This window comes from Lysobacter sp. CFH 32150 (genome assembly GCF_022758295.1).
GTDB lineage: Bacteria > Pseudomonadota > Gammaproteobacteria > Xanthomonadales > Xanthomonadaceae > CFH-32150.
Genome location: NZ_JALDWJ010000006.1, coordinates 1 through 24,541, shown reverse-complemented (window position 1 = coordinate 24,541; position 24,541 = coordinate 1). Strand labels below are relative to the sequence as shown.

25 protein-coding genes are annotated in these 24,541 nt (G+C 66.2%); 15 read left to right on the top strand and 10 right to left on the bottom strand.

Going from position 1 to position 24,541, the window contains the following annotated elements:
• Positions 1-298 precede the first annotated feature (298 nt).
• Genes MO486_RS09820 through MO486_RS09790 form a run of 7 tightly spaced genes read left to right on the top strand, consistent with a single transcriptional unit; the run spans position 299 to position 6,426 of the window.
• Positions 299-1,741, top strand: coding sequence for a Do family serine endopeptidase (locus tag MO486_RS09820; RefSeq protein WP_242906862.1), 1,443 nt, complete (start codon positions 299-301; stop codon positions 1,739-1,741).
• Between the two features lie 25 nt (positions 1,742-1,766).
• On the top strand, positions 1,767-2,144 hold the full coding sequence (locus tag MO486_RS09815) for a hypothetical protein (protein ID WP_242906857.1): 378 nt from the start codon (positions 1,767-1,769) through the stop codon (positions 2,142-2,144).
• 39 nt (positions 2,145-2,183) lie between these two features.
• Positions 2,184-2,729 carry a phage holin family protein gene (locus MO486_RS09810; protein WP_242906855.1) on the top strand — a complete coding sequence of 182 codons (546 nt, stop codon included), beginning with the start codon at positions 2,184-2,186 and terminating at the stop codon, positions 2,727-2,729.
• Positions 2,730-2,768: 39 nt separating this feature from the next.
• Positions 2,769-3,149: a hypothetical protein gene (locus tag MO486_RS09805; RefSeq protein WP_242906853.1), complete on the top strand. Its 381-nt coding sequence runs from the start codon at positions 2,769-2,771 to the stop codon at positions 3,147-3,149.
• A gap of 40 nt (positions 3,150-3,189) precedes the next feature.
• A complete protein-coding gene (locus MO486_RS09800) occupies positions 3,190-4,263 on the top strand; it encodes an AI-2E family transporter (protein ID WP_242906904.1) in 1,074 nt (357 codons plus the stop codon).
• A 46-nt stretch (positions 4,264-4,309) separates the two neighbouring features.
• Positions 4,310-5,041, top strand: a complete 732-nt coding sequence (locus MO486_RS09795) for an HAD-IA family hydrolase (protein ID WP_242906851.1) — start codon at positions 4,310-4,312, stop codon at positions 5,039-5,041.
• Positions 5,038-6,426, top strand: a complete 1,389-nt coding sequence (locus MO486_RS09790) for a leucyl aminopeptidase family protein (protein ID WP_242906849.1) — start codon at positions 5,038-5,040, stop codon at positions 6,424-6,426. The genes MO486_RS09795 and MO486_RS09790 overlap by 4 nt, the downstream gene beginning before the upstream one ends.
• A 104-nt stretch (positions 6,427-6,530) precedes the next feature.
• Here the strand turns inward: MO486_RS09790 and MO486_RS09785 are convergent, their stop codons facing one another.
• Genes MO486_RS09785 through MO486_RS09770 form a run of 4 tightly spaced genes read right to left on the bottom strand, consistent with a single transcriptional unit; the run spans position 6,531 to position 10,104 of the window.
• Positions 6,531-7,133 (bottom strand): response regulator transcription factor, encoded by a 603-nt coding sequence (locus MO486_RS09785; RefSeq protein ID WP_242906847.1) that lies wholly within the window; start codon positions 7,131-7,133, stop codon positions 6,531-6,533.
• The gene (locus MO486_RS09780; RefSeq protein ID WP_242906845.1) at positions 7,130-8,335 is read right to left on the bottom strand and encodes a sensor histidine kinase; all 1,206 of its coding nucleotides are present in this window, start codon (positions 8,333-8,335) and stop codon (positions 7,130-7,132) included. The genes MO486_RS09785 and MO486_RS09780 overlap by 4 nt, the downstream gene beginning before the upstream one ends.
• A gap of 48 nt (positions 8,336-8,383) precedes the next feature.
• A complete protein-coding gene (locus MO486_RS09775; RefSeq protein WP_242906843.1) occupies positions 8,384-9,178 on the bottom strand; it encodes an ABC transporter permease in 795 nt (264 codons plus the stop codon).
• Complete coding sequence (locus MO486_RS09770) at positions 9,178-10,104, bottom strand: ABC transporter ATP-binding protein (protein WP_242906841.1); 927 nt, start codon at positions 10,102-10,104, stop codon at positions 9,178-9,180. The genes MO486_RS09775 and MO486_RS09770 overlap by 1 nt, the downstream gene beginning before the upstream one ends.
• 247 nt (positions 10,105-10,351) lie before the next feature.
• Here MO486_RS09770 and MO486_RS09765 point away from each other — a divergent pair, with 247 nt between their 5' ends.
• The 4 genes from MO486_RS09765 (at position 10,352) to MO486_RS09750 (ending at position 14,999) form a co-directional block, all read left to right on the top strand.
• Positions 10,352-11,602, top strand: coding sequence for an efflux RND transporter periplasmic adaptor subunit (locus MO486_RS09765; protein ID WP_242906839.1), 1,251 nt, complete (start codon positions 10,352-10,354; stop codon positions 11,600-11,602).
• A gap of 101 nt (positions 11,603-11,703) precedes the next feature.
• Positions 11,704-12,396: an ABC transporter ATP-binding protein gene (locus MO486_RS09760; protein WP_242906837.1), complete on the top strand. Its 693-nt coding sequence runs from the start codon at positions 11,704-11,706 to the stop codon at positions 12,394-12,396.
• A gap of 13 nt (positions 12,397-12,409) precedes the next feature.
• On the top strand, positions 12,410-13,567 hold the full coding sequence (locus MO486_RS09755; protein ID WP_242906835.1) for an ABC transporter permease: 1,158 nt from the start codon (positions 12,410-12,412) through the stop codon (positions 13,565-13,567).
• A 115-nt stretch (positions 13,568-13,682) separates the two neighbouring features.
• Positions 13,683-14,999: an ABC transporter permease gene (locus tag MO486_RS09750; RefSeq protein WP_242906833.1), complete on the top strand. Its 1,317-nt coding sequence runs from the start codon at positions 13,683-13,685 to the stop codon at positions 14,997-14,999.
• Between the two features lie 25 nt (positions 15,000-15,024).
• On the opposite strand, the gene MO486_RS09745 is transcribed toward MO486_RS09750, so the two are convergent.
• Positions 15,025-15,636, bottom strand: coding sequence for a nucleotidyltransferase family protein (locus MO486_RS09745; protein WP_242906831.1), 612 nt, complete (start codon positions 15,634-15,636; stop codon positions 15,025-15,027).
• Positions 15,633-16,646, bottom strand: coding sequence for an XdhC/CoxI family protein (locus tag MO486_RS09740; RefSeq protein WP_242906829.1), 1,014 nt, complete (start codon positions 16,644-16,646; stop codon positions 15,633-15,635). The genes MO486_RS09745 and MO486_RS09740 overlap by 4 nt, the downstream gene beginning before the upstream one ends.
• Before the next feature lie 142 nt (positions 16,647-16,788).
• Here MO486_RS09740 and MO486_RS09735 point away from each other — a divergent pair, with 142 nt between their 5' ends.
• From MO486_RS09735 to MO486_RS09725, 3 genes are all read left to right on the top strand, one after another.
• Entirely contained in the window at positions 16,789-17,244 is a 456-nt protein-coding gene (locus MO486_RS09735) for a (2Fe-2S)-binding protein (protein WP_242906827.1), read from the top strand.
• 165 nt (positions 17,245-17,409) lie between these two features.
• The gene (locus MO486_RS09730) at positions 17,410-19,581 is read left to right on the top strand and encodes a xanthine dehydrogenase family protein molybdopterin-binding subunit (protein ID WP_242906825.1); all 2,172 of its coding nucleotides are present in this window, start codon (positions 17,410-17,412) and stop codon (positions 19,579-19,581) included.
• 10 nt (positions 19,582-19,591) lie between these two features.
• Positions 19,592-20,161, top strand: coding sequence for a hypothetical protein (locus MO486_RS09725; protein WP_242906823.1), 570 nt, complete (start codon positions 19,592-19,594; stop codon positions 20,159-20,161).
• A 9-nt stretch (positions 20,162-20,170) separates the two neighbouring features.
• Here MO486_RS09725 and MO486_RS09720 read toward each other — a convergent pair whose 3' ends face one another.
• From MO486_RS09720 to yedA, 3 genes are read right to left on the bottom strand one after another with little or no spacing between them, the layout of a single operon-like run.
• A complete protein-coding gene (locus tag MO486_RS09720; protein ID WP_242906821.1) occupies positions 20,171-20,677 on the bottom strand; it encodes a DinB family protein in 507 nt (168 codons plus the stop codon).
• Positions 20,674-21,624, bottom strand: coding sequence for an EamA family transporter RarD (gene rarD / locus MO486_RS09715; RefSeq protein WP_242906902.1), 951 nt, complete (start codon positions 21,622-21,624; stop codon positions 20,674-20,676). Before rarD ends, MO486_RS09720 begins: the two co-directional genes overlap by 4 nt.
• 14 nt (positions 21,625-21,638) lie before the next feature.
• On the bottom strand, positions 21,639-22,592 hold the full coding sequence (yedA, locus tag MO486_RS09710; protein WP_242906819.1) for a drug/metabolite exporter YedA: 954 nt from the start codon (positions 22,590-22,592) through the stop codon (positions 21,639-21,641).
• Positions 22,593-22,749: 157 nt separating this feature from the next.
• Between yedA and MO486_RS09705 the strand changes: the two genes are divergently transcribed.
• Positions 22,750-23,244 carry an Lrp/AsnC family transcriptional regulator gene (locus MO486_RS09705; RefSeq protein WP_242906817.1) on the top strand — a complete coding sequence of 165 codons (495 nt, stop codon included), beginning with the start codon at positions 22,750-22,752 and terminating at the stop codon, positions 23,242-23,244.
• Between the two features lie 351 nt (positions 23,245-23,595).
• Here the strand turns inward: MO486_RS09705 and MO486_RS09700 are convergent, their stop codons facing one another.
• Positions 23,596-24,417 carry a methylated-DNA--[protein]-cysteine S-methyltransferase gene (locus MO486_RS09700; protein WP_242906815.1) on the bottom strand — a complete coding sequence of 274 codons (822 nt, stop codon included), beginning with the start codon at positions 24,415-24,417 and terminating at the stop codon, positions 23,596-23,598.
• Positions 24,418-24,541 lie beyond the last annotated feature (124 nt).

Here is a 24,541-nt window from a genome sequence, read left to right as displayed (position 1 = left end):
CGCCGCTCCCCAGAGGCGCCGAACTGATCAGGTGAAACCCCTACGTCTGGGCTCCTCCCGACTCATCACCACAAGATGTAGTGGTGAACCGGGGAGTTCAACGTACGCCCGGGCCGCAATGAAGTCAACGCCTTTGTTGATGACGATCACAAGTCGGCGACAAGCGGCGCGATGACGAACTTCACTATCGATTTAGCGGTCAGTGCCGACACTGCAAGTGTCTCCCGCGGCTTGATTCCGTCACCCTGTGCCGCGATCTCACGTTTAAGTCACTTATCGACCCGGATAACCAAACGCGATGCGTCCCAAGCCCACTACCACCCTGATCGCCCTGACTGCCGCCGCCGCATTCGGCGGCTTCGCCGCGACCGCCCTGCGCGACAGTTTCGACAACCCCGTCCAGGCCGAACCGCCGCCCTCGGCCGCGGTCACCGTGCCCAGCGTCGCAGCGCTGCCGACCACGGTCGATGGCCAGGCGTTGCCGTCGCTGGCGCCGATGCTGCAGCGGGTGACGCCGGCGGTGCTGAGCGTGCATACCAAGCAGCGGGTGCGGATCAACAATCCCTTCGCCAACGATCCCCTGTTCCGCCGCATGTTCCCGAATGTCCCGCAGGAGCGGATCAACCAGTCGCTGGGCTCGGGCGTGATCGTCGATGCCGCGAAAGGCCTGGTGCTGACCAACCACCACGTGATCGAAGGCGCGGATGAAGTCTCGGTGACGCTGGCCGATGGCCGCACGCTGAAGGCGGAGTTCGTCGGCTCCGATGCCGATACCGATGTCGCGCTGATCCGGATCCCGGCCGAGAACCTCACCGCGCTGCCGCTCGCGAATTCCGACCAGTTGCGGGTCGGCGATTTCGTGGTCGCGGTCGGCAATCCGTTCGGCTTCGGGCAGACGGTGACGTCGGGCATCGTCTCCGCGGTCGGCCGCAGCGGCCTGCCCGGGCTGGGGTTCCAGAACTTCATCCAGACCGACGCATCGATCAATCCCGGCAATTCCGGCGGCGCGCTGGTCAACCTGCGTGGCGAGCTGGTCGGCATCAACACCGCGACGTTCAATCCGCAAGGCAGCCGCGCCGGCGATATCGGGCTCGGCTTCGCGATTCCGGCCAATCTCGCCGGCAACGTGATGCAGCAGCTCGCGAGCACCGGCGAAGTGCGCCGCGGCGCGCTCGGCATCGACACGCAGACCCTGGACGAGCGCATCGCGCGCGGCCTTGGCCTCGAAGGCACGCGTGGTGCGGTCGTCACACGCGTCTATCCGAATTCCGCCGCCGCCGCGGCCGGATTGAAGACCGGCGACGTGATCGTCGCCGCGAACGGGCAGCGCATCGACGATCGCGCCGCATTGCACAACTTCGAAGGCCTGCAGGCGTTGGGCGCCAAGGTCGCGCTGGACGTGCGCCGCGACGGCAAGCCGCTGCAACTCACCGCGAGCCTGCGCGAACAGCCGCGATCGGTCGACGGCGGCCTGCTCGATCCGCGCCTGGCCGGGGCGACCTTTGCCGAATTGCCTGAACAGCTGCGCCAGGCCGGCCTCAGCGGGGTGCGCGTCAGCGCGGTCGCACGCGGCAGTCGCGCGGAGCAGAATGCGCTGCGCAAGGATGACGTGATCCTCGCGGCCAGTAGCGGAGAATTCAGCGACCTCGGCGGCTTCCGCGCCAGCTTTTCCGAGCCGCCACGGCAATTGGTGCTACAGGTGTTACGCGGTAACGCACGTGGCAACCTGCAGATGCAATGAGTGTCCCCTTCCAGAGGAGATCGCAATGACCACTCCCGACAACAACGGCCGCGCCACCGATACGGTGAAAGCCAACCTCGGCGAAGCCGGTACCCACTTCAAGCAAGCCGCCGTCGCGGCCAGCGACGCCATCAAGGGTGCCGCCAGCGCCGCCACCGACGAGATGCGGTTGGGCAAAGCCCAGATGAAGGCCGAACTCGCCGACGGCGCGATCGCCAGCCTGACCGCAGGTGAGAACCTCGGCGCCGCCACCGGAGAGCAGGTCGACAAGCTGATGGACAAGGGCCGCGACCTGATCGACAGCGCCGCCGATCTGATCCGCGAACGGCCGCTGGCATCGTTCGGCGTTGCCTTCGCCGCCGGCTGGATCATCGCCAAGCTCGCGCGCAGCGGCGACAAGTAAGCAGGCTGCGGTCGCTGACGGTAGCGGCCGCAAACACGCATGGACGAACCAGGCGAGCAAGAAGCGCAGTCCCGCAGTGCCGGCCCGAAGCCGGACCTGAGCGAGGCGCTGCGCGAACTCGGCGCCACCGGCCGTGCCGGACTCGGCGCTGCGTCCGACGCCGCCAAGGCGTTGCGCATCCTGGTGTCGGCCGACATCTCGCTCGCGCGCAGCGCGTTCGGACGCACGCTGGCATTCACCGGCATCGCCATCGCCTTCGGCACCGCGGCCTGGCTGCTGGTGGTCGCGACGCTGACCACGCTGATGCAGCGCTGGTTCGCCTGGTCGTGGGCGCTGTCGATCGGATTGAGCGCGCTGGTGAGCATCGCGATCACCGTCTACGCCGGCTGGCAGGCAATGCAGTATTTCGAGCACACGCGCCTGCAGGCCACGCGTCGGCAACTGGCGCGATTGGGGATCGGCGAACTGGAAGACCTGATGCCGAAGCCGGACTCGCCTGTTTCCGCGCGGGAAGCGAGCGAAAAACTTCCCAATGGCGGAGAACCGATCAAGAAAGGCCTTGGCGTCGACGTCACACCGCCATGAGCATGCCGCCATGAACAGGTCTTCCATGGGCATGCCGTCATGAGCTTCAAGAAACTCATCGCCAAGGTGGAGCAGGCCGAGCACGCGCTTGAAGCACAGGAGCGCGCGGTGGCTGCAGACTGGCGCCAGCTCAAGGGCTCGTGGAAGGACATGTGGACGCCGGGACGCATCATCGTGGCCGGACTGGTTGGCGGTTTCCTGATCGCCCGTACCGACCCGATCCGCGGTCTCGCCCGCAGCGGCGGACTGATGCAGCTGGCGACGACGCTGACCAGCCTGCTGACCAGCGGCATCGCCAAGTCCGCTGCGAGCGAAGCCGAACATGCTGCGGCCAGCGCCGAGGACATCGCAGCGGAGGTTGCACCGGACAGCGCGGCCGCGATGCGACATGCTGCGCAAACCGAATCCGTCGAGCCTTAGTCGCCTCTTGAACGCCACCGTTCCACCAGTCGACGACGGCATGCCGAAGGATGGTGCCGAATCCCCGCCGCCACCGCGCCCGCGCGCATCGGCGTCACTGCTGGTGCTGGCCGTGCTCGCCGTCGTCTACACGCTGTGGGCGGCGCAGGAACTGATCCTGCCGATCCTGCTGGCGATCTTCTTCGCCCTGGTCGGTAATCCGATCATCCGCCTGTTGAACAAGCTGTACCTGCCGCGTTTCCTTGGCGCCCTGCTGGTGTTGACGCTCGGCATCGTCGCCGCTTTCGCACTCGGCCGCGAACTGGTGCAGCCGGCCAGCGAATGGCTGAGCGAAGCCCCGCGCGAATTGCGCGAGATCACGCCAAAGCTGCGCAGCCTGGTCAAGCCGGTGCGCGACGCCAGCAGGGCCGCCGAGAACATCGCGCGCAGCGCCGGCGGCGAGAGCAGCAAGCCGGTGCAGGTGGTCAAGACTACAGTCGACGATCCTTACAAGATGCTCACCGCCACACCGAAAGCTGTGGCTGCGGTATTGGCGGTCGTGCTGTTGACGTTCTTCTTCATGGTCTATGGCGGCCGCCTGCAGCAACGCGCGATCGCGTTGCTGCCCAGCAGGCACCAGCAGAAGCTCACCACCGAAATCCTGCAGGTGCTGGAGCACGAGATTTCGCGTTATGTGCTTACCATCAGCGTGATCAATGCGCTGTTCGGCGTGGCATTCGCTGCCGGCCTGTATTTCTTCATGCATGTGCCGCTCGAAGAAGCATTGCTGTGGGGCTCGATGGCGGCGTTGCTCAACTTCGCGCCGTATATCGGCCCGTTGCTCGGCATGGTCGTGATGCTGCTGATGGGATTCGTCAGTTACGACGGACTCTGGCCAGCGCTGCTGCCGGCCGTGTTCTACCTCGGCCTGCACACGCTGGAAGGCCAACTCATCACCCCGGTCGTGCTCGGTAAGCGCATGGCGTTGTCGCCGCTGGTGCTGGTTCTCGGGCTGATCCTGTTCGGCGGCCTGTGGGGCATCATCGGCCTGCTGCTGGCGGTGCCGCTGCTGGCCTGCGTGAAGATCGTGCTGGCGCGGATCGGGATGGAAGGCTGGGCGCGGCTGCTGGAGTGACTTTCGGTCCAGCTGTCGCAGGCGGTACCGGCAGTAGAATGGCGTCGTGAATTTCCCGATCCGTGCCATCACCCTCGACCTCGACGACACCCTCTGGCCGTTCGGCCCGATCGGCGCGCGCGTCGAGCATGTGCTGCACGACTGGCTCGAAGCGCACTGCCCGCGTACCGCCGAACTCTTCCCGATCACTGAAATGCGGGTCCTGCGCGAAAGCGTGAATGACGAGCATCCGCACCTCATGCACGACTTCACCGCGCTGCGCCGCATCACGCTGGCGCGGGCGATGGCGCTGAGCGGTGAGGATCCGGCGCGCGCCGATGAGGCCTTCGAGGTGTTCTACGCCGAACGCAATCGCGTCGAATGCTATCCGGACAGCATCGCCGCACTGCAGCGCCTCGCGGCGCGGGTGCCGCTGGCGGCGGTGAGCAACGGCAACGCCGACCTGCGGCGCATCGGCCTTGCCGCACATTTCCGCTTCCAGCTCGGTGCCGGCCAACACGGCGCGGCCAAGCCGGACGCGAGCATCTTCCATGCCGCCTGCACGCAGCTTGGCGTCGAACCGCAGCATGTGCTGCATGTCGGCGACGACATCGAACAGGACATCGTCGGCGCGCATCGCGCCGGCTTGCGGACTTGCTGGATCAACCGGGCTGATCACGCTGGTCTGACGCGGCGCTGGCCGCACGACGACGTCCGTCCCGACCTCGCCTTCACCACTCTCGCTGCACTGGCCGACTGGCTCGATGCGGCGCACGACCAAGGCACCATTGCCGCATGAACCTGCCGCACGGATTTGCCGACGCTTCTGACAAGAGCGCCGCCGACAAGAGCCTGCCGCTCTACTGCATCGAACGCGCCGGTTTCGATGAGTGGCGCAAGCTGCAATTGCCCGCGCATGGAAGCTGGGTCGATGCACACACCTTCACGGCGGCATCGGGCAGCCTGTTGTTGCTGCCGGGCGAACATGGCATTGCCGGCGCCGTGCTCGGCATCGGCGACAAGCTCGATCCGATGTCCTATGCGCATGCACCGTTCGCGCTGCCGCCGGGCGACTGGCACCTCGCCACCGAACTCGATGCCGGCGCACGCGCCGCCCTGCAACTCGGCTGGGGCCTCGGTGCCTACCGGTTCAACCGCTACAAGCAGCCCTCGCGCGCGCCCGCGCGGCTGGCCGTCGACAACGCCGACGCCGAGGTGTTCGACCAGCTCGCCGCCTGCCTTCGCGTGCGCGACCTGGTCAACACGCCGGCCGAGCACATGGGGCCGGACCAGCTCGAACAGATCGCGTGCGAAATCGCCGAACGCCACGGTGCGCAGATCGAAGTGACCAGCGGCGACGACCTGCTGGCGAAGAACTTCCCCGCGATCCACGCCGTCGGCCGTGCTTCGCATCGCGCGCCGCGGCTGATCGTGCTGCGTTGGGGCAGCGAAGCGCACCCGCACGTGGCGCTCGTCGGCAAGGGCGTGTGCTTCGACACCGGCGGCCTCGACATCAAGCCCGCCGACGGCATGCGCAACATGAAGAAGGACATGGGCGGTGCGGCGCACGCGATCGCCCTGGCCGAACTGATCATGACGCGCAGGCTGCCATTGCGGATCACGTTGCTGGTGCCGGCGGTGGAGAACGCGATCGGTCCGAACAGCTATCGCCCCGGCGAAGTCGTCGCCACGCGTGCGGGCGTCAGCGTCGAGATCGACAACACCGATGCCGAAGGCCGCGTGGTGCTGTGCGATGCCCTCACCCATGCCGCCGAACTCAAACCGGAACTGCTGCTCGACTTCGCTACGTTGACCGGTGCCGCCCGCGTTGCGCTCGGTCCCGACCTGCCCGCGCTGTACAGCAACGACGACGCGCTGGCGCAGGAATGGCTCGACGCCGGCGCACAACAGCGCGATCCGTTGTGGCGCATGCCTTTGTGGCGCCCGTACCTGCGCTACCTCACCAGCGGCATCGCCGACATCGCCAACGGCGGCCCATCAAGGATGGCCGGCAGCATCACCGCCGCGCTGTACCTCGAGCGCTTCGTCCCCGCGGCGCAGAAGTGGGCGCACCTCGACGTCTATAGCTGGAACGACAGCGACCGCCCGGGCAAACCCGCTGGTGGCGAGGCACAGGGATTACGCGCGGCGTATGCCATGTTGAAGGCCCGCGCAATCATTTGACGTGGGACGGGGCCTCGACCCGTGTTGTCATCTGCCGATGTTCTCGATGGGTCGGAACCTGTCGTGTTCATTCCGATACCCTCGATGGCGGGTCGAGACCCGCCCTACAGCCAGCCCTTCTGCCTTGCCAACCGATGGGCCTCGATGCGGTTGCCGACGCCGAGCTTGCCGATCGCTTCCGACAGATAGTTGCGCACGGTGCCATGCGAGAGGTTCAACAGCGTTGCGATCTCGCTCGCGGACAAACCATCGCCGGCTAGGCGCAGCACCTGGCGCTCGCGATCGTTGAGCGGGTCGGCTTCGCTCCACGCATCCATCGCCAACTGCGGGTCGATCGCACGGCCGCCACGCTGCACTTTGCGGATCGCGTCGGCGAGATCCTCCGCGGGTGCGTCCTTGAGCAGGTAGCCAGACACGCCAGCATCCAACGCGCGGCGCAGGAAACCGGCGCGCCCGAAGGTAGTGACGATGACCACCTTGATCGGCAACGCGTGGCGCTGGATGCGTTGCGCGAGCTCCAGTCCGGACAGGCCGGGCATCTCGATGTCGGTCACCAGCACATCGGGCTTCAGCCGCTGCAGTTCGCGCCAGGCGGCCTCGCCGTCGGCGGCGGCGCCGAGTACTTCGATATCGCCTTCCAGGCCGAGCAGTGCCGACAGCGCGCCGCGCACCATCGCCTGGTCTTCCGCGAGCAGGATGCGGATCATGCGCGCGCTTGCGGCATCGCAGCGACGTCGGTCGGATCCGCCATCGCAACAGGCGCGAACACGGTCCGCGTTGATCCAGCCGGCACCCGCACCAGCAACCGCGAACCGCCGCCGCGCGGCGACTCGATGCTCAAGGTGCCACCCAGCGCGCGCACGCGATCGCGCATGCCGCCGATGCCGTTCCCATCCGCGCCGACGCCGCCGCGGCCGTCATCGACGATGGATAGCTGCAGGACCTTGCCGTCGCAGGCGAATTCGATGCGCGCTCGGCTCGCACGCGCATGGCGTGCGATGTTCGTCACCGCTTCACGCAGGACGAGCGCCAGGCCGCGTTCGACTTCGGGCGGCACATCGCCTGGTGGCAGGTCGTACTCCAGGTGCACCTGCGAGGATTCCAGCATCAGCCGCGCCGACGCCAGCTCGGCGGCGAGATCGGTGGAACGGATGCCGGTGACCGCACTGCGCACTTCGGCGAGCGCATGGCGTGCTACGCGTTCGGCCTCCTCGAGTTCGCGCCGCGACGCGGGTGGATCACGTTCGGACAGCTTGCGCGCGAGTTCCAGCTTGAGCGTGATCAGTGACAGCGTGTGGCCGAGCAGGTCGTGCAGGTCGCGGCCGATACGTTCGCGTTCGGCGGTCGCGGCGAGCCGGCGCACTTCCTCATGCGACAGCTTGAGTGCGGCGTCCTTCTCCTGGCTGGCGCGTTCGACGTTGACGATGATGCCGATCACCAGCGTCACTGCCGGCAACCACGCCAGCGCTTGCCATGGATAACCGGCCCACCAGGCCAACGCCAGGAAGACAGCGTTCAGCGCCAGCACCTGGACCAGATAGACGGGCAGCGATCGTCGGCTGCTGGTGCGCAACATCACGCAACCGAACACGAAGTAGCTCATGCCTTCGAGATAGAACGGCACCAGCGCGATGCTCAATGCGATCATGCCCAGCGCATAGCGGTAAGCGACACGCCGCGAAGCCACCAGCACCTTCGCGTACAGCCAGAGGAAGACCGGATACGACGCCAGGGTCAACCACAACCACTTACTGGTGTAACCACCGCCGAACATCGGGGTGATGAACACCCAGACCGACCACAACAAGTGCACCGCTTCGGACCAGGGCGATTTGCCCTGGCGCAAGGCTTCGGACACGGTCGAATCGGGCGCCGGCGCGAGCCGCAGTTTGGCGAGTGCGGCTTTCATGGAATTCCAGGACGAAGGCGTGCCATGCGCGGATGCTACTGCAAGGTCTCAACCATTGCGGCGCAGCCTTCGTGTGGACAGCCACAGGAAACCGGCCGTGAACGCGCACAGCACCAGCACGTGCGGCAAGCCGGAGGCGTGGTTCAAGCCCACCGCCGATAGGGCCAGCTGGTTGAGGTGATAGCTCGGCCAGGCCGGCGCGATCTGCTGCAGGAACTTCGGCAGACCTGCAAGCGGGAACCACAACCCCGACGCGAACGCCATCGGCAGGTAAACCATGTTGATCAGCCCCGGCGCGCCCTGACCCTTGATCAGCGTGCCAAGCAGCAAGCCCAGCGCGCAGAACGGCAGCACGCCGAGCAGTTCGATGACGAACAGGTGCAGCACCTGTTGCACCGACAGCGGCACATGGGCGACCAACACCGCCAATGCCAGCAGCAGCACGGCGACGATCGCCGCGACCAGCATCGCCATCGCCATCTTGCCGATGAGATAGGCAGCCGGCGGCATTGGCAGCGCACGCTTCAGCGTCAGCAGGCCGGTGTCGCGTTCCAGCGCCAGCGACACGCCGAAACCGAACAGCCCGGGCGCCATCACACCGAACGTGCTGTACGCGGCAAGCAGGTAGCGGGCTGCATCGGCCCCGCTGTTGCGCGCCAGCAGTACGCCGAACATCAGGTAGAACACCGTGGGGAACAGCAGCGTCGGCAGCAGGAAGCCGGGGTTGCGCAGATAGCGCAGGCATTCGCTGCGGACCTCCTGCAGGTAGGCAGCGAACACGCGTGCCCGAGGCATCATGACGGGTGTCGTCGATACGGTGCGGAGCGATGGGGTGGCGTTCATCAGGCGGCCTCGCGCAGGGCAGCGACGGCGGCATGCGCGTCGCGGGTGAGTTCGGTGAAGGCTTCGGCCAGGCCGGCGGCCCGGACTTCGAGCCCTGACAGGTCGCCGTCGTGCGCGAGCAGACGGCGTACCACTGCTTCGACGTGTTCGGTAGACAGGCACAAGCGATCGCCATCGATGCACGCTTCGGACACGTCCGGCCACGCCGTCACGTCCGCCAGCGTCAGCCGCGTCGTGCACCACACGCGCTTGCGTGCGACGCGGGCGCGCAGGGCAGCGACGCTGCCCTCGCTGATCACTTTGCCGCGGGCCATCACGCACACGCGATCCGCCAGCGCTTCCGCTTCTTCCAGATAGTGCGTGGTGAGCACGACCGCATTGCCTTCCGCGACCAGATGCCGGATCGCAGCCCACAGTTTGTGGCGCGCCTCGATGTCCATGCCCACGGTCGGTTCATCGAGAAAGAGCAGGCGCGGCCGGCCGCACAGGGCGATCGCGAATTGCACGCGGCGCTGCTGGCCACCGGACAATTTTCCGTACGGGCGCTGCAACAGATCGGCAACACCGGCGAGCTCGGCGCTCTCAGCGACCGTGCGCGGGGTCGGGTAATAGCTGGCGGCCAGGCGGATCAGTTCGCCGACGCGCAATGTCGGCGGCAGCGCGGCATCCTGAAGCATCACGCCGATGCCGCGGCGCGCCTCGATGCGCTGCGGAGCCTCGCCGAACAAGGTCGCGCTCCCCGCGTCGGCGCGGATCAGGCCGAGCAACAGGCCGATCGCGGTGGTCTTGCCCGCGCCATTCGGACCCAGCAGCGCGAGCAGTTCACCGCCGCGCAGGCTCAGATCGAAGCCATCCAGCGCACGCACCTTGCCATAGGCCTTGCTTGCGTTGCGCAAGCACGCCAACACGCCGTCGCCGCCACTCATGTTCACTACTCCATCGGAAGGTGGCGATGACGATAGACAGCGTCCGGAACCAGCGACAGTCGCGGCGATCATGCAATCGACATGACAAGCGTCAGGTGACCCCGCCATGCGATATCGCTAGGCTTCGCCCCGTCAGTCGCGCTGTCATGCCGTCAGAAGTCGGCATGGCATATAAAGTGACTTCTGGCCACTTCACTGGGAAGGCCGTCGTCGTCACACTTCGCCCTTTCCGCCGCCTGGGTTCTTGATGAACAACTCCGCCGATCTGCTGAAGGAACTGCGCATCGACCGGAGCGCGCCGCCTCCGCCCACCTCGCGGCGTGGTTTGTGGATCACATTGGCGATCGCTGCCGGCGTCGTGGTGCTGGCCCTGCTCGGCTGGGCCTTGTTCGGACGCGACAAGGCGATCGAAGTGCAGACCGTGGCAGTCGTCGCGATCGGCAACGGCGGCGGTAGCGCGTCGGTGCTCGATGCCACTGGTTACGTGGTCGCGCGGCGGATGGCGACCGTGTCTTCGAAGATCACCGGCAAGGTCCGCGAAGTGCTGATCGAGGAAGGGCAGAAAGTCGTCGCCGGCCAGGTGATGGCCACGCTCGATCCGATCGACGCCGACGCGCAGCGCGATCTCGCCGCTTCCCAGGTCGCCGCCGCGCGCAGCCAGATCGGCAGCGTGCAGGCGCAACTGCGCGAAGCCGAAGCCAATGCCGCGCGCCTCGGCGGCCTGGTCAAGCAACAACTGGTGTCGAAGGCGCAATACGACCAGGCCATCGCGCAGCGTGATGCGTTGCGCGCGCAACTCGCCACCGCGCAACGCAACACGCAGGTTGCAGGCGGACAGCTGCGCATCGCCGAACAAGGCGTCGACAACACCGTGGTGCGCGCACCGTTCGCCGGCGTGGTGATCGCGAAGGCGGCGCAGCCTGGCGAGATCGTGTCGCCGCTGTCGGCTGGTGGTGGCTTCACCCGCACCGGCATCGGCACCATCGTCGACATGGATTCGCTGGAAGTCGAAGTCGATGTCGGCGAGGCCTTCATCGGCCGCGTGCAGCCGAAGATGCCGGTCGAAGCCACGCTCAATGCATACCAGGACTGGAAGATCCCGGCCGAGGTGATCGCGATCATTCCCGCCGCCGACCGCGGCAAGGCGACGGTCAAGGTGCGCATCGCGCTGAAGCAGAAGGACCCGCGCATCGTGCCCGACATGGGTGTGCGCGTGAGCTTCCTCGAACGTGAGCAGACGAAGCCGGTGACAAATGCGAAACCGCGCGTGCTGGCGCCGGCGGCGGCGATCGTGGACCGCGATGGCCAGGATGTCGCGTTCGTGGTCGTCGATGAAAAAGTGCAGCGCCATGCCGTGAAACTGGGCCGTACGCTGGGCGACGACCGTGAAGTGCTCGACGGCCTTGCGGGCGGCGATACGGTGGTGCTGGATCCGCCGGCAGGCCTGGAGGATGGCGGCAAGATTCGGATTGCGGAAGACGCGGTGTCGAAAGACTGACCCCTCGTTCGTCGTAGACAGGAAGGGGAACGCCCCGACCAAAGACCGGATTCCCGCAGCGCGGGACGACGGCTCATACCCACATTCAAGAGGAGTGCACGATGTCTTCCCTGGTTTCGCTCCGCAACCTGCACAAAACCTATCAACGCGGCCCGGAAAAGATCGATGTGCTGCACGGCATCGACCTGGACATCGACAAGGACGACTTCATCGCGCTGATGGGTCCTTCCGGCTCGGGCAAGACCACGCTGCTGAACCTGATCGGCGGGCTCGATTCGCCCACGACCGGCGAGATCGAGGTCGCCGGCCAGCGCATCGACCGCATGAGCTCGGGCCAGCTCTCGCATTGGCGCAGCCAGAACGTCGGCTTCGTGTTCCAGTTCTACAACCTGATGCCGACGCTGACCGCGCAGAAGAACGTCGAACTGCCGCTGCTGCTGACCAAGCTCTCCGCGGCGCAGCGCAAGCGCAACGCCGAGATCGCGCTCGAACTGGTCGGCCTGAAGGATCGCGGCAAGCATCGCCCGTCCGAATTGTCCGGCGGCCAGCAGCAGCGCGTCGCGATCGCGCGCGCGATCGTGTCCGACCCGACCCTGCTGATCTGCGACGAACCGACCGGCGACCTCGACCGCCACTCCGCCGAGGAAATCCTGACCCTGTTGCAGCAGCTCAACCGCGAGCACGGCAAGACCATCGTCATGGTGACCCATGACCCGAAGGCCGCCGAATACGCGACGCATACGCTGCACCTCGACAAGGGCACCCTGGTCGAACAAGTGCAGCACGCGGCCTGAGCCGGAGGATGCGATGAAATACCTGCACCTGATCTGGGCTGCGCTGATGCGCAGCAAGACCCGCACGTTGCTGACCATGCTGTCGGTGGTCACCGCCTTCCTGCTCTTCGGCATGCTCGACGCGGTGCGCGTGGCATTCAACTCGAGCGCGAACGTGTCCGGCTACGACCGGATGATCGTGACCTCGCGGCTGTCGATCACCCAGGACCTGCCGGTGAGCCTGCAGTCGCAGATCGAAACGGTTCCGGGCGTGGCCAAGGCCTCGTACGCGTCCTGGTTCGGCGGCATCTACCGCGACCCCAAGAACTTCTTCCCGAACTTCGCGGTCGGTCCCGGCTACATGTCGCTGTATCCCGAGTATTCGCTGCCGCCGGAGCAGCTCAAGGCCTTCGAGGCCGAGCGCACGGGCGCTGTGGTCGGCGAGGCGCTGGCGAAGCAGCATGGCTGGAAGATCGGCGACACGATCCCGCTGCAGGCCACGATCTTCCCGACCAAAGGCAGCAATGACTGGACCTTCAAGCTGGTCGGCATCTTCAAGATCAAGGACAACAAGCGCAGCGGCGAAGAGCGCGTACTGATGTTCAACTGGAAGTACTTCGACGAAGCCAACGACTTCAGCAAGGACGCCGTGCACTGGTATGTCGTCGACGTCGCCGATGCCTCGCAATCCGACCGCATCGCCAAGGCCATCGACGCGCTGTCCGAGAACTCCGACCACGAAACCAAGACGCAAACCGAGCAGGCCTTCAACCAGGCGTTCTTCAAGCAGATCGGCGACATCGGCCTGATCGTCACCGGGATCATGGCGGCGGTGTTCTTCACCCTCGTGCTGCTCACCGGCAACACGATGGCGCAGGCGGTGCGCGAGCGCATCCCCGAACTCGCCGTGCTCAAGACGATCGGCTTCAGCAACCGCAGCGTGCTGTGGCTGGTGCTGGCGGAGGCGATTTTGCTGATGGTGCTCGGCGGGCTGATCGGACTCGGCGTCGCAGCGCTGCTGATGCCGCTGATCAGCCAAGCGAGCATGGGTCTCATCCAGTTGCCGCGCGTGCCGACCGAAACCTGGCTGCTGGGCGTGGGCCTGATGGTCGCGATCGGCGTGGTGATCGGCCTGCTGCCCGCATTGCGCGCGATGCGGCTGAACATCGTCGATGCACTGGCTGGCCGCTAAGGGTGAACCGAGGCCGTTTGCGCGGCACTGCCGCGCGGTCTCGGTGAACGCCCGGCGCGCTGCGCCGGGCCGGGCCGTCGGTTCCAGCATCGGAACAATTTGAGGGAACAGGATCATGAATCGACTCAAGAAATGGCTCTCGAACTTCGGCGTCGTGCTGGCATTGGCCGTCGGCCTGGCGGCCTGGATCTGGCTGCCCTGGTGGGGCGTGCTCGGCGCCGCCGTCCTGCTCGGCGCATGGCTGCTGGCGACGCGCACTGGCCATCTCGCACTCGCCGCGGCGCGCATCGGCATCGCGAGCCTGCCGCAACGCTGGGGCGCATCGGCGGTGATCGTGGTCGGTATCGCGGGCGTGGTCGGTGTGCTGGTGGCGATGCTGGCGATGGGCGAAGGCTTCGCCGCCACGCTCAAGCAGACCGGCAGCGACGACACCGCGATCATCCTGCGCGGTGGCTCGCAGGCCGAAACCAACTCCGTGATCATCCGCGACCAGGTACCGCTGATCGGCAACCTCGCCGGCATCGCCAAGGGCAGCGACGGCCGAGCGCTGGTATCGCCGGAGCTGTCGCAGGTGGTGAACATGGTCACCAAGGAAGACGGCACCGACGCCAACGCGCAATTGCGCGGCGTCGGTCCGCAGGCTTGGGCGCTGCGGCCGCAGCTGAAAGTCGTCGAAGGGCGCAGGTTCAATCCAGGCATGCGCGAACTCATCGTCGGCCAAGGTGCGCGTCGCCAGTACGTCGGGCTCGAGGTGGGCGAGCAGATCGAGCTCGCCAACCAGATGTGGACGGTGGTCGGCGCCTTCGCTTCCGGCGACTCGCACGATTCCGAACTCTGGGCCGACGCCGAAACACTGGGTTCGACCTACCGCCGCACGTCCTACCAGTCGGTGACGGCAAAGCTCGATGGCAAGGACGGGCTCAAGCAACTCAAGGCAGCGCTCGCCGCCGACCCGCGGCTCAAGCTCGATGTCGACACCACGCGCCACTACTACGCCAAGCAGTCGGAGCAGCTCAACGGCTTCCTGCGCATCCTCGGCATCGTCATCGGCGCGATCATGGCCGTGGGCGCGGTGTTCGGCGCGCTCAACACGATGTACGCCGCCGTCGCGGGGCGCGCGCGCGAGATCGCCACGATGCGTGCACTCGGTTTCCGCGGCCTGCCGGTCGTGGTCGCGGTGATGCTGGAGACCATGCTGCTGGCCCTGCTCGGCGGCATCCTCGGCGGCGCGATCGCGTGGCTGGTGTTCAACGGCTACAGCGTGTCGACGCTGGGCTCGAACTTCAGCCAGGTGATGTTCCAGTTCAAGGTCTCGCCGGAATTGCTGTGGACCGGGCTGAAGTGGGCCCTCGGCATCGGCCTGGTCGGCGGCTTGTTCCCGGCATTGCGGGCGGCGCGGTTGCCGGTGACCGAGGCTTTGCGCGCGGCCTGAACGATGCGGGATCGAGAGGAAGAAACTACAGCGCGGCGTCGAGCACGCCGCGCTCCACCGCCAGCTCGACATCGGCGGGCGTGTCGACATCCAGCTGCAGTTCGGGTGCGAACAGGCACCAGATCGCGCTTTCCGGCAAGCCGCTGAGGCGGTAGCCGAAGCCGGTGTCGCCTTCCAGCGACGGCGCGGACTGCAGCATCGCGTTGGGAATCACGGCGGGCTGACCGAGATGCGTACCGTGCACGGTGGCCGCGCAACCGAAAGCGACGCTGGCAGCGCCATCTAGCAATTGCGACAAATGCGCGGGTTCGAGTGCGGGCTGGTCGCAGCCGAGCAAGAGGATGCGGCCGCCGAACCCCTGCAGCGCGCGCGCAGCGCAGCGCAGGCTGCTGGACAAGCCCTGCTCCCATTCGAGGTTGAACAGCACTTCGCCTTCCACACCGACCGCCGCCGTCGTGAACGCATCGCGTTCGGCGCCCAATACCACCACCAGGCGTTGCGGGTGCGTCATCGCAGCCAGTCGCACGGCGCGATGCAACAACGTCTCGCCATCGCGTGTCAGCAATTGCTTGGGCATACCCAAGCGGCGGCTGCCGCCGGCGGCCAACACGACTGCTGCGTGCGGCATCTCGCTCATGGCACCTGCCGATACGGTTGCTGCTGCAGGGTTTGCAGCTGCGCTGCGATGCTCAGCGCGATCGCTTCCGGCCCGTGTCCACCGAGCTTCAGGCCGATCGGCGAATGCAGGCGCGGTTGCAAGGCGACGCGTTCGTCCGCGGACAACATGCGGAACAGATCCTCGCGTCGCCGGACCGGACCGAGCAGGCCGATGAAGGCGATATCGCTGGCGGCCAACGCGGCCAGCGCTTCGCGGTCGAGTTCGAAGTTGTGGTGCATCACCAGTGCGGCATCGAAAGCGCGTTGCGCAAAGCTTCGCAGCGCCGATTCGGGCATTTGCTCCACTGCGACATCGGCCGCCGCGGCGAGCAGGCGCCAGCGGGGCCGGCGCTCGACCAGCGTCGTCATCCAGCCGAGGCTGCGCAGCAGCGGCAGCAGCATCGGGGTTTCCGGACCAGCACCGAGTACCAGGACCGTCGGTGGCGCTGCGATCTCGACATGATGTGTCGTCGCGCCCGCTGCGGAAGCCGTCACCGCGACTTGCCAGCGCCGCATCGATCCGCCGATTTCGCTTTCGACGCTGCCATCGGCACTCACCGTGAGCCGTAACCTGCCTTCACCATTGCGCCAGGCGGCGATGAACGCGTCCCAGCCCATCAGCGACGGCAGTGGCAGCAAGGCAATGTGCAGGCGGCCACGGCAACCGAGTGCGGAACCGGCGAGCAGGTCTTCATCGTCGCGGGTGTCGACGTCCATCCATTCGATCCGGCCGTCGCGGGCGACGACCTCGGCCCGCGCGGCGATCTCCGGTTCGAGGCACCCCCCACTGAGCCAACCGACCTGCGCCCCGCCGCCGAACAGCGCGAGCGCGCCGGGCCGTACATAGGTCGAGCCTTCGGTCTCCATCACCACCGCCAGCGTCGCCGCAGCGCCATGTTGCATCGCGGCGAACGCGGCTTCGAGCACGCCGCGGCTCCCGCCCGCGGGCGGGCGCGATGACGACGACACAGTGACGGACCTGCTGTCCATGCCGAACCGGTTCCCCCGAGATGGCCTGCAGCTGCAGTCTACTCAGACCCGGTTTCGGTGTGCTTGGCCGGCAGTCGGATTTCATGGCCGCGCAACAAAATCGGGAGTAGGCTGCGCTTCTCCCGCTGCGATGAGGGGCGCCATGAAACTGCACGTCAATGGCACCGAGCATGAGGTGGCCGCGCCACCGGACATGCCGCTGCTCTGGGTCCTGCGCGACCTGATGCACCTGACCGGCACCAAGTTCGGCTGCGGCATCGCCCAATGCGGCGCTTGCACCGTGCATGTGGACGGATCGCCACTGCGCTCCTGCATCACGCCAGTCGAAGCCGTCGCCGGCAAGAAGATCACCACCATCGAAGGCCTGTCGCAGGATGGCAGCCATCCGGTGCAGCGCGCCTGGGCCGAACTCGACGTGGTCCAGTGCGGCTACTGCCAGTCCGGCCAGATCATGTCGGCCGTCGCGTTGCTGGCGAAGGTGCCGACGCCCAGCGATACCGATATCGACCAGGCCTTGTCCGGCAACATCTGCCGCTGCGGCACGTATCCGCGCATCCGTGCCGCGGTGCACCGGGCGGCAGAGCTCGGCAAGGCTTAAGTGCTCGACTTCCTGCAGGGGTGAGGGTGCGGCGGAGCGACAGTTCAAATCTCGCCAAGCAAGCGCAGACACGAAACGACGATTTCGAACGTCACCACTGCGCCGGACCCTCATCCACTCTCCGGCACCTTCCGGAGGGAAAAACAAAAAACAACGGAGGTTCCCGTGAACGCCGTGACGCAATTGTCCCGCCGCGATTTCCTCAAGGCCAGCGCCGTGGTCGGTGGTGGCCTGGTGATCGCGTTCGTGATCCCCGGCGCCAAGCGCTTCGCTTTCGCCAACCCTGCTGCTGAAGCCGCGTCGACCACGTTCGCACCGAACGCGTTCCTGCGCATCGGCAGCGATGACACCGTCACCGTGCTGATCGCGCACTCGGAAATGGGCCAGGGCATCTGGACCGCATTGCCGATGCTGATCGCCGAGGAACTCGACGCCGACTGGTCGAAGATCAAGGTCGAGCATGCACCCGCGGCAGCGAGTTATGCCCACACCGCATATGGCATGCAGATGACCGGCGGTTCGAGCAGCACCTGGTCGGAAATGGATCGCTATCGCCAGGCCGGCGCGGCCGCGCGCTCGCTGCTGATGCAAGCGGCGGCGACGCGGTTCAACGTACCGCTCGACCAGGTTCGCACCGAGAACGGTGAAGTCATCGCCGGCACCAACCGCGTCCGCTACGGCGCGCTCGCCGACGATGCCGCGAAGCTGACGGCGCCCGATCCGGCCTCGCTGACGCTGAAGGATCCGAAGGACTGGAAGTTCATCGGCAAGCCGACCAAACGCCTCGATACACCGGAAAAAATCACCGGCCGCGCGCAATTCGGCATGGACGTGCACTTCGATGGCCTGCTGACAGCAGTGGTCGCGCGCTCGCCGGTGTTCGGCGGCAAGGTCAAGTCCTTCGACGCCACTGCGGCGAAAGCGATCCCCGGCGTGCGCAACGTGGTGCAGGTGCCCTCGGGCGTAGCCGTGGTGGCCGATCACTTCTGGGCCGCCAAACTCGGCCGCGATGCCTTGAAGGTCGACTGGGACCTGGGCCCGAACGCAGCCACCCATGACACCGCGAAGTTGCGCGCGGAGTTCGCCAAGCTCGCCGACACGCCCGGCTCCGTCGCCGCACAGGCTGGCGACGCCAAAGCAACCTTGGCGAAGGCAGCCAAGACCATCGACGCCGAATACCACACGCCGTATCTCGCGCATGCCCCGATGGAACCGTTGAACTGCACGGTGAAGATCGGCAAGGACCAGTGCGAGCTCTGGACCGGCACCCAGTTCCAGACGTTGGACCAGCAAGTGGCCGCGCAGATCACCGGACTCAAGCCCGAGCAGGTGCTGGTCCATACGCAGTTCCTCGGCGGTGGTTTCGGCCGGCGCGCGACGCCAACGTCGGATTTCGTCACCGAAGCGGTGCACGTGGCCAAAGCCGCGGGCGCACCCGTCAAGACGGTGTGGACGCGCGAGGATGATGTGCGCGGCGGCTATTACCGGCCGATGTACCTGCAGCGCGCGAAGATCGGCCTCGATGCGCAGGGCATGCCGATCGCATGGCAACACACGATGGTTGGGCAATCGATCATCGCTGGCACGCCATTCGAACCCATGATGGTGAAAAACGGCATCGACGGTACTTCGGTGGAAGGCGTGGCCGATTCGCCGTATCTCAAGAGCGTTCCCAATCACCGCGTCGAACTGCATTCGCCCAAGGTCGGCATCCCGGTGCTGTGGTGGCGTTCGGTCGGACATAGCTACAACGCCTTCGTAATGGAGAGCCTGATCGACGAACTCGCGCATGCGGCGGGCAAGGATCCGGTCGAATACCGGCGTTCATTGTTCAAGGAACATCCACGCCATCTCGGCGTGCTCAATCTAGCCGCCGAGAAAAGCGGATGGAGCACACCACCCCCCAAAGGCCATGCACGGGGCGTCGCGGTGCATGAATCGTTCGGCAGTTACGTGGCGCAGATCGCGGAAGTCTCGGTCGAGAACGGTGCGATCCGCGTGCATCGCGTGGTCTGTGCGGTCGATTGCGGCATCGCGGTGAACCCGGAGACGATCCGGGCGCAGCTGGAATCCGCCGTCGCCTGGGGCTTGAGCGCGACGCTGCACAGCGCGCTGTCGTTCAAGGACGGGCGCGTGCAGGAGTCGAACTTCCACGACTTCGAGGTGCTGCGCATGAGCGAGATGCCGCAGGTCGAAGTGCACATCGCGCCGAGCACCGAGAAACCCGGCGGCATCGGCGAGACCGGCGTGCCGCCGACCGCGCCGGCGGTGGCGAATGCAGTGTTCGCGTTGAACGGCCAGCGGCTGCGCGAATTGCCGCTCAAGCTGACGAGCTGAGGAGACGACCATGCGCGCATCGCTATTGCCGTTCGTGATCGTACTTGCGCTCGCCGGCTGCGGCCCACGTCCCAGTGCCGAACAGAAGCAGGCCGCCATCCAGGCCTTTGCCACCGTGCAGACCGTGTTCCAGCATCCGCGTTGCGCGAACTGCCATATCCCCGGCGACCAACCGCTGCAATTCGACACGATGACGCCGCACGCGATGGGCGTGGTGCGCGGGCCGGAAGGTCATGGCGCGCCCGGCTTGCCGTGCTCGGCCTGCCATGGCGAAAAAAATCCGCCCGCGAGCTATGGTCCGCATGCGCCACCCGGTGCACCGCATTGGAGCCTGCCACCGCCGGACCAGAAGATGGCGTGGATCGGGTTATCGGCGTCGGAAGTGTGCGCAATGATCAAGGACAAGAAGCGCAACGGCGATCGTGATTTCGCGGCGTTGCTCAAGCACGTGAGCGAAGACAAGCTGGTGCTGTGGGGTTGGGCCCCGGGCGGCGAACGCAAGCCGGTGTCGGTGCCGCACGCTGAGTTCGTCGCTGCCTTCAAGACCTGGAGCGATGCCGGCGGGCCCTGCCCTGGTTGAGCCGATAGCTCAGGCCGCAGTTTGCGCGCGGACGGCCTCGATCTTCCCCAGCAGCCACTGCAGGCCGGCCAGGTGCTGCTGGTCATGGCTGCACAGATAATGCGCCAGGCTGCGCAATGACGAAGGACCGTAATCCTCGAACTCGGCCATGCGCTTGAACTGTTCCGCGCTCAAGCCCGATAGGAGCTGCACAGTCTGCGCGCGCGCCGCGCGGAAAGCCGTCAGCACCTCGACGGCATCCGCCGTGGCATACGAACGTGCCTTGGCCAACGCCTCGCTGCCGAGGTCGGGAAGCGAGGGATTGGATTCGTTCAAGGTGCGCTGGAAACGCACGTGATAGCCGTCGACCTCGACATCGCGCACATGGCAGACCTGTTCGATCGCGGTGAAGTGTTCGCTGGGAATGCCGTCCCAACTCGGCGGCGCCCAGTGCTTGTATGCAGCGGGGATGGCGGCGTAATGCGCCTCCAGCTGCAGCGGGAACAGCATCAACGCATCCAGGGTGGCCTTGTTCATCGCGACTCCACGGCAATCCGATCAGTCACTACCGGCGCGGACTGCCGGCGCGAGCGCCACAAGCTGTCCAGCACGAAAATCGCCAGCGCCACCCAGATGAAGACGAAGCCGATCGCACGATCGCGGTCGAAGGCTTCATGGAAGACCAGCGCACCGATCAGGAACTGCAGCGTCGGCGCGATGTACTGCATCAATCCGACTACCGACAGCGGGACGCGACGCACCGCGTAGGCGAAGCCGATCAGCGGCAGCGCGGTGAGGGCACCGGCAATAATCAGCAGCACATCCAGCCCGACGCCCCAGCCAGGGTTGCCATTCAAGGGCAGGAATCCGCCACTGCCGTTGGCTTCGCCCCAGAACATCAGCGCCAGGGCTGGCAGGAACAGGTACACGCTCTCGACGCCGAGTCCGCTCACCGCATCGATGGACAGCAGCTTGCGCAGCACGCCGTACAAGCCGAACGACAAGGCCAGCGCCAGCGCGATCCACGGGAAGCTGCCGTAGTTGAAGGTCAGCCACAACACGCCGGCCGCGGCGATCCCAACCGACAGCCATTGCCACCGCGTCAGGCGCTCGCGCAGGAACAACACCCCGATGACGACGTTGAGCAACGGATTGATGAAGTAACCCAGGCTGGTCTCGATGACATGGCCTGCGTTCACTGCCCAGATGTACAGGCTCCAGTTGAGCGCGATCAGCAGGCCGCTCAAGCCCAGCATCCACGCGGCGCGCGGACGTGCCAACGCCGCGCGCAGCCAGCCGCGGCCCTGTTTCCACACCAGCCACGCCACGACGAGCACCGCACTCCAGACAATGCGGTGGGCGACGATCTGCAACGACGGCACGGCCTTGAGCAGGTGCCAGTACAGCGGCATCAACCCCCACAGCACGAAGGTGCCGGCGGCGACCCACAGGCCGCTGCGATGGCTGTCGGCGGATGTAGTCATGACGACGGATGCGTTCATGCCGCCGGCTCGTTCGTGGTCGGTTCGACGGCCGGCTTCGACGAACGCGTCTTCGCCAACGTGATCGCGACCACGCCGAGCAGGATCACGCCGGTCGCGCCGAGATCGGCCATGCCGAAGTGCTCCTTGGCCAACCACGCTCCAAGCGCCATCGCGATCACCGGGTTGACGTAGGCGTAACTGCCGGCGAGCGCCGGCCGCACGTGGTGCAGCAGCCAGATATAGGCGCTGAACCCGATGATCGAGCCGAACGTCAGCAGGTATCCAACCGACAGCAAGCCCTTCGCGCTCGGCCAGGCGTGCATGCGTTCGCCCAGCGCGAAGCCGGCGACCAGCATCAGCACGCCGCCGAGCAGCATCTGTCCCGCTGCGCCCATGAAGGGCGACGGCAAGTCGCGGCCGCGGCTCCAGATCGAGCCGAACGACCACGCCAGCGGCGCGATCAGCAATGCGACCAGGCCCTGCGGGCTCGCGCTCAGCGCACCACCGGCATTGAGCCAGAGCACGCCGGCAAAGCCGACCGCAAGTCCCAACCACTCCAACCGGCCGGGATGTTGTCCGCGCAACGCCGAGAACAACCCCATCCACAGCGGTGCGGAGGCGACCGCGACTGCGGCCAGTCCCGACGACACCGATTGCTGGGCGATGCACACCATGCCATTGCCCAGTCCCAGCAACAGCGCAGCCATCACCGCGAGGTTGCGCCATTGCGCGCGCGTCGGCGCCGGTACGCCGCGCAGGCGCAGCACGCCATACATCAGTCCGCCGGCGAGCAGGAAGCGTCCGCCCGCCATCAGCAGCGGCGGGAAGCCGCCTTCCAGTGCGAAGCGAATGGCGAGGTAGGTCGAACCCCAGATCAGGTAGACCGCCGCCAATGCCAGCGCGACGGCGAGGCCGCTGGTTTTGGCGAAGGACGTGCCAGTCTGGGCGGTCGGTGCGGCGGTGCTCATGCACGATTCCGATAAGAAGATGACGCCGCCGGCGATGGCTCGGCCAGACGGCGTCCGGGGGAGGAGTGATCGGCTGTTGCAGCCGCATCACCGACAGCGTAGCCGCGACCACGACAACGCGCTTGAAAATTCATGCGTCTAAACGCAAAAATCTTGCATGGCCGGCAAACCCGTAACGCTCGACGAATTCGACCACCGCCTGCTCGACCTGCTGCAGCGCGATGCCTCCGCCACCCTGACCACGCTCGGCGAGCGCATCGGCCTGTCGGCGAGCGCGGTGCAACGCCGCATCACCCGTTACCGCAAGAGCGGATTGATGCGCCAAGTCGCGGTGCTCGACCCCGCGTTGCTGGGCAACATCACGCTGGCCACCGTCCTGGTCGCCCTCGAACGCGAATCGGCCAAGCAGCACGCCGCGCTGTACGCGCGCATCCGCGCCATGCCCGAAGTGCAACAGTGCTACGTGCTTGCCGGCGATTGGGATTACCTCTTGATCCTGGCGACAACCGGGGTCGCGCATTGCCGCGAAGTGGCCGATCGCCTGTTCATGGACGATGACAACATCAAGCGCTACGAAACCCGGATGGTGTTCGACAACGTCAAGCTCGGCTTGAACCTGCCGACGCGGCCGGTGACGCGGCGAAAGAAGTGAGTTTCGAGCCCTGTCTTGTCGTTGCTTAAAAGAAAAAATCACTGACCGATCAGCACGATACCCGGAGGGCGGCGCACAGGACGTGCGCCGTTTTTCGACCGAGGCATGGATGCCGAGTCGAAAAATCTCCGTGACCTCCACGCCGCGAGCTGTGCTCTTGCCGAGGAGGCCATTTCTTTTGGTTACTTTTCTTTGGGCCAGCAAAGAAAAGTGACCCGCTGCGCAGCAGTGGAATGCTCTTGCTTCTAAGAGCCAAAGTCGCCGGATCCCTGCTTCCGCAGGGATGACGAGCAAGGGCAGAAGCAGGGCAAAGTCACTGGATCCCCGCCTTCGCGGGGATGACGGCAAACACTATGCGGCGCGTTCGCGTTGCAACACCTGCTGCTTCAACGGCAGCCCCCAGCGATACCCTCCAAGTGAACCATCGCCGCGAATCACGCGATGGCAAGGCACCACGATCGCGACGCGGTTATGCGCGCAGGCGCTGGCAACCGCGCGCGCCGCCTGCGGTGCACCGAGCTGTACGGCGATCTCCGCGTAACTACGCGTTTCGCCCGCGGGAATCTTCATCAGCGCATCCCACACCTTCTTCTGGAACGCGGTGCCGATCAGATCGACATCGACCCGCACCTGCTTGCCCGCGAGCGCATCCGCGACCGCGCGCAGGCGCGGAGCGAGGAATTCGTCGCGACCGGCATCGACACGTTCGAGTTGTGCCTTGGGAAATTCCGCCCGCAACTTCGCCTCGAGCGCGTCGGCATCGTCGCCCAGCTCGATCATGCACACGCCCCGCTGCGTGGTGGCGACCAGCGCCGTGCCGAGCGTGGTGGCGACCAGGCTCCAGCGGATGTGCTCGCCCGTGCCGCCAGCGCGGTAACGCGCCGGCGTCATCCCGAGTTTCGCGGCGCCCAGCTCGTAGACGCGCGAAGGGGAACCGTAACCGGCGTCGTACAGGGCCGTGGTCACATTGCTGCCGTCGCGCAACTGCGACTTCAGCGTGCCGAGTTTGCGCTGTGCCAGGTATTCGGCGGGGCTCAAGCCGTAGCGGGCACTGAACCGGCGCTGCAAGTGCGAGGCACTGAGGCCGACCGCTTGCGCAAGTTCGCCCAGCGACAGCTCATCGCCATCGAGCAGCTGCCGTGCGCGTTCGAGTTTGTCGTCTGCGTTGTTCATGGCTGAAGCGTAGCGGGCGCCCGAAGGCGCCCGCTATCCGATTCTTGCTTCGTAGGAGCGGCTTACAGCCGCGAGCCCTTCACGATTCGCCAGCAGGGCTCGCGGCTGTAAGCCGCTCCTACGT

Bases quoted from the DNA above. Each gene is read 5' to 3' on its own strand.
- MO486_RS09820 (WP_242906862.1), top strand. From the start codon at position 299: ATGCGTCCCAAGCCCACTACCACCCTGATCGCCCTGACTGCCGCCGCC.
- MO486_RS09815 (WP_242906857.1), top strand. From the start codon at position 1,767: ATGACCACTCCCGACAACAACGGCCGCGCCACCGATACGGTGAAAGCC.
- MO486_RS09810 (WP_242906855.1), top strand. From the start codon at position 2,184: ATGGACGAACCAGGCGAGCAAGAAGCGCAGTCCCGCAGTGCCGGCCCG.
- MO486_RS09805 (WP_242906853.1), top strand. From the start codon at position 2,769: ATGAGCTTCAAGAAACTCATCGCCAAGGTGGAGCAGGCCGAGCACGCG.
- MO486_RS09800 (WP_242906904.1), top strand. From the start codon at position 3,190: ATGCCGAAGGATGGTGCCGAATCCCCGCCGCCACCGCGCCCGCGCGCA.
- MO486_RS09790 (WP_242906849.1), top strand. From the start codon at position 5,038: ATGAACCTGCCGCACGGATTTGCCGACGCTTCTGACAAGAGCGCCGCC.
- MO486_RS09785 (WP_242906847.1), bottom strand. From the start codon at position 7,133: ATGATCCGCATCCTGCTCGCGGAAGACCAGGCGATGGTGCGCGGCGCG.
- MO486_RS09780 (WP_242906845.1), bottom strand. From the start codon at position 8,335: ATGAAAGCCGCACTCGCCAAACTGCGGCTCGCGCCGGCGCCCGATTCG.
- MO486_RS09775 (WP_242906843.1), bottom strand. From the start codon at position 9,178: ATGAACGCCACCCCATCGCTCCGCACCGTATCGACGACACCCGTCATG.
- MO486_RS09770 (WP_242906841.1), bottom strand. From the start codon at position 10,104: ATGAGTGGCGGCGACGGCGTGTTGGCGTGCTTGCGCAACGCAAGCAAG.
- MO486_RS09765 (WP_242906839.1), top strand. From the start codon at position 10,352: ATGAACAACTCCGCCGATCTGCTGAAGGAACTGCGCATCGACCGGAGC.
- MO486_RS09760 (WP_242906837.1), top strand. From the start codon at position 11,704: ATGTCTTCCCTGGTTTCGCTCCGCAACCTGCACAAAACCTATCAACGC.
- MO486_RS09755 (WP_242906835.1), top strand. From the start codon at position 12,410: ATGAAATACCTGCACCTGATCTGGGCTGCGCTGATGCGCAGCAAGACC.
- MO486_RS09750 (WP_242906833.1), top strand. From the start codon at position 13,683: ATGAATCGACTCAAGAAATGGCTCTCGAACTTCGGCGTCGTGCTGGCA.
- MO486_RS09745 (WP_242906831.1), bottom strand. From the start codon at position 15,636: ATGAGCGAGATGCCGCACGCAGCAGTCGTGTTGGCCGCCGGCGGCAGC.
- MO486_RS09740 (WP_242906829.1), bottom strand. From the start codon at position 16,646: ATGGACAGCAGGTCCGTCACTGTGTCGTCGTCATCGCGCCCGCCCGCG.
- MO486_RS09735 (WP_242906827.1), top strand. From the start codon at position 16,789: ATGAAACTGCACGTCAATGGCACCGAGCATGAGGTGGCCGCGCCACCG.
- MO486_RS09725 (WP_242906823.1), top strand. From the start codon at position 19,592: ATGCGCGCATCGCTATTGCCGTTCGTGATCGTACTTGCGCTCGCCGGC.
- MO486_RS09720 (WP_242906821.1), bottom strand. From the start codon at position 20,677: ATGAACAAGGCCACCCTGGATGCGTTGATGCTGTTCCCGCTGCAGCTG.
- rarD (WP_242906902.1), bottom strand. From the start codon at position 21,624: ATGACTACATCCGCCGACAGCCATCGCAGCGGCCTGTGGGTCGCCGCC.
- yedA (WP_242906819.1), bottom strand. From the start codon at position 22,592: ATGAGCACCGCCGCACCGACCGCCCAGACTGGCACGTCCTTCGCCAAA.
- MO486_RS09705 (WP_242906817.1), top strand. From the start codon at position 22,750: ATGGCCGGCAAACCCGTAACGCTCGACGAATTCGACCACCGCCTGCTC.
- MO486_RS09700 (WP_242906815.1), bottom strand. From the start codon at position 24,417: ATGAACAACGCAGACGACAAACTCGAACGCGCACGGCAGCTGCTCGAT.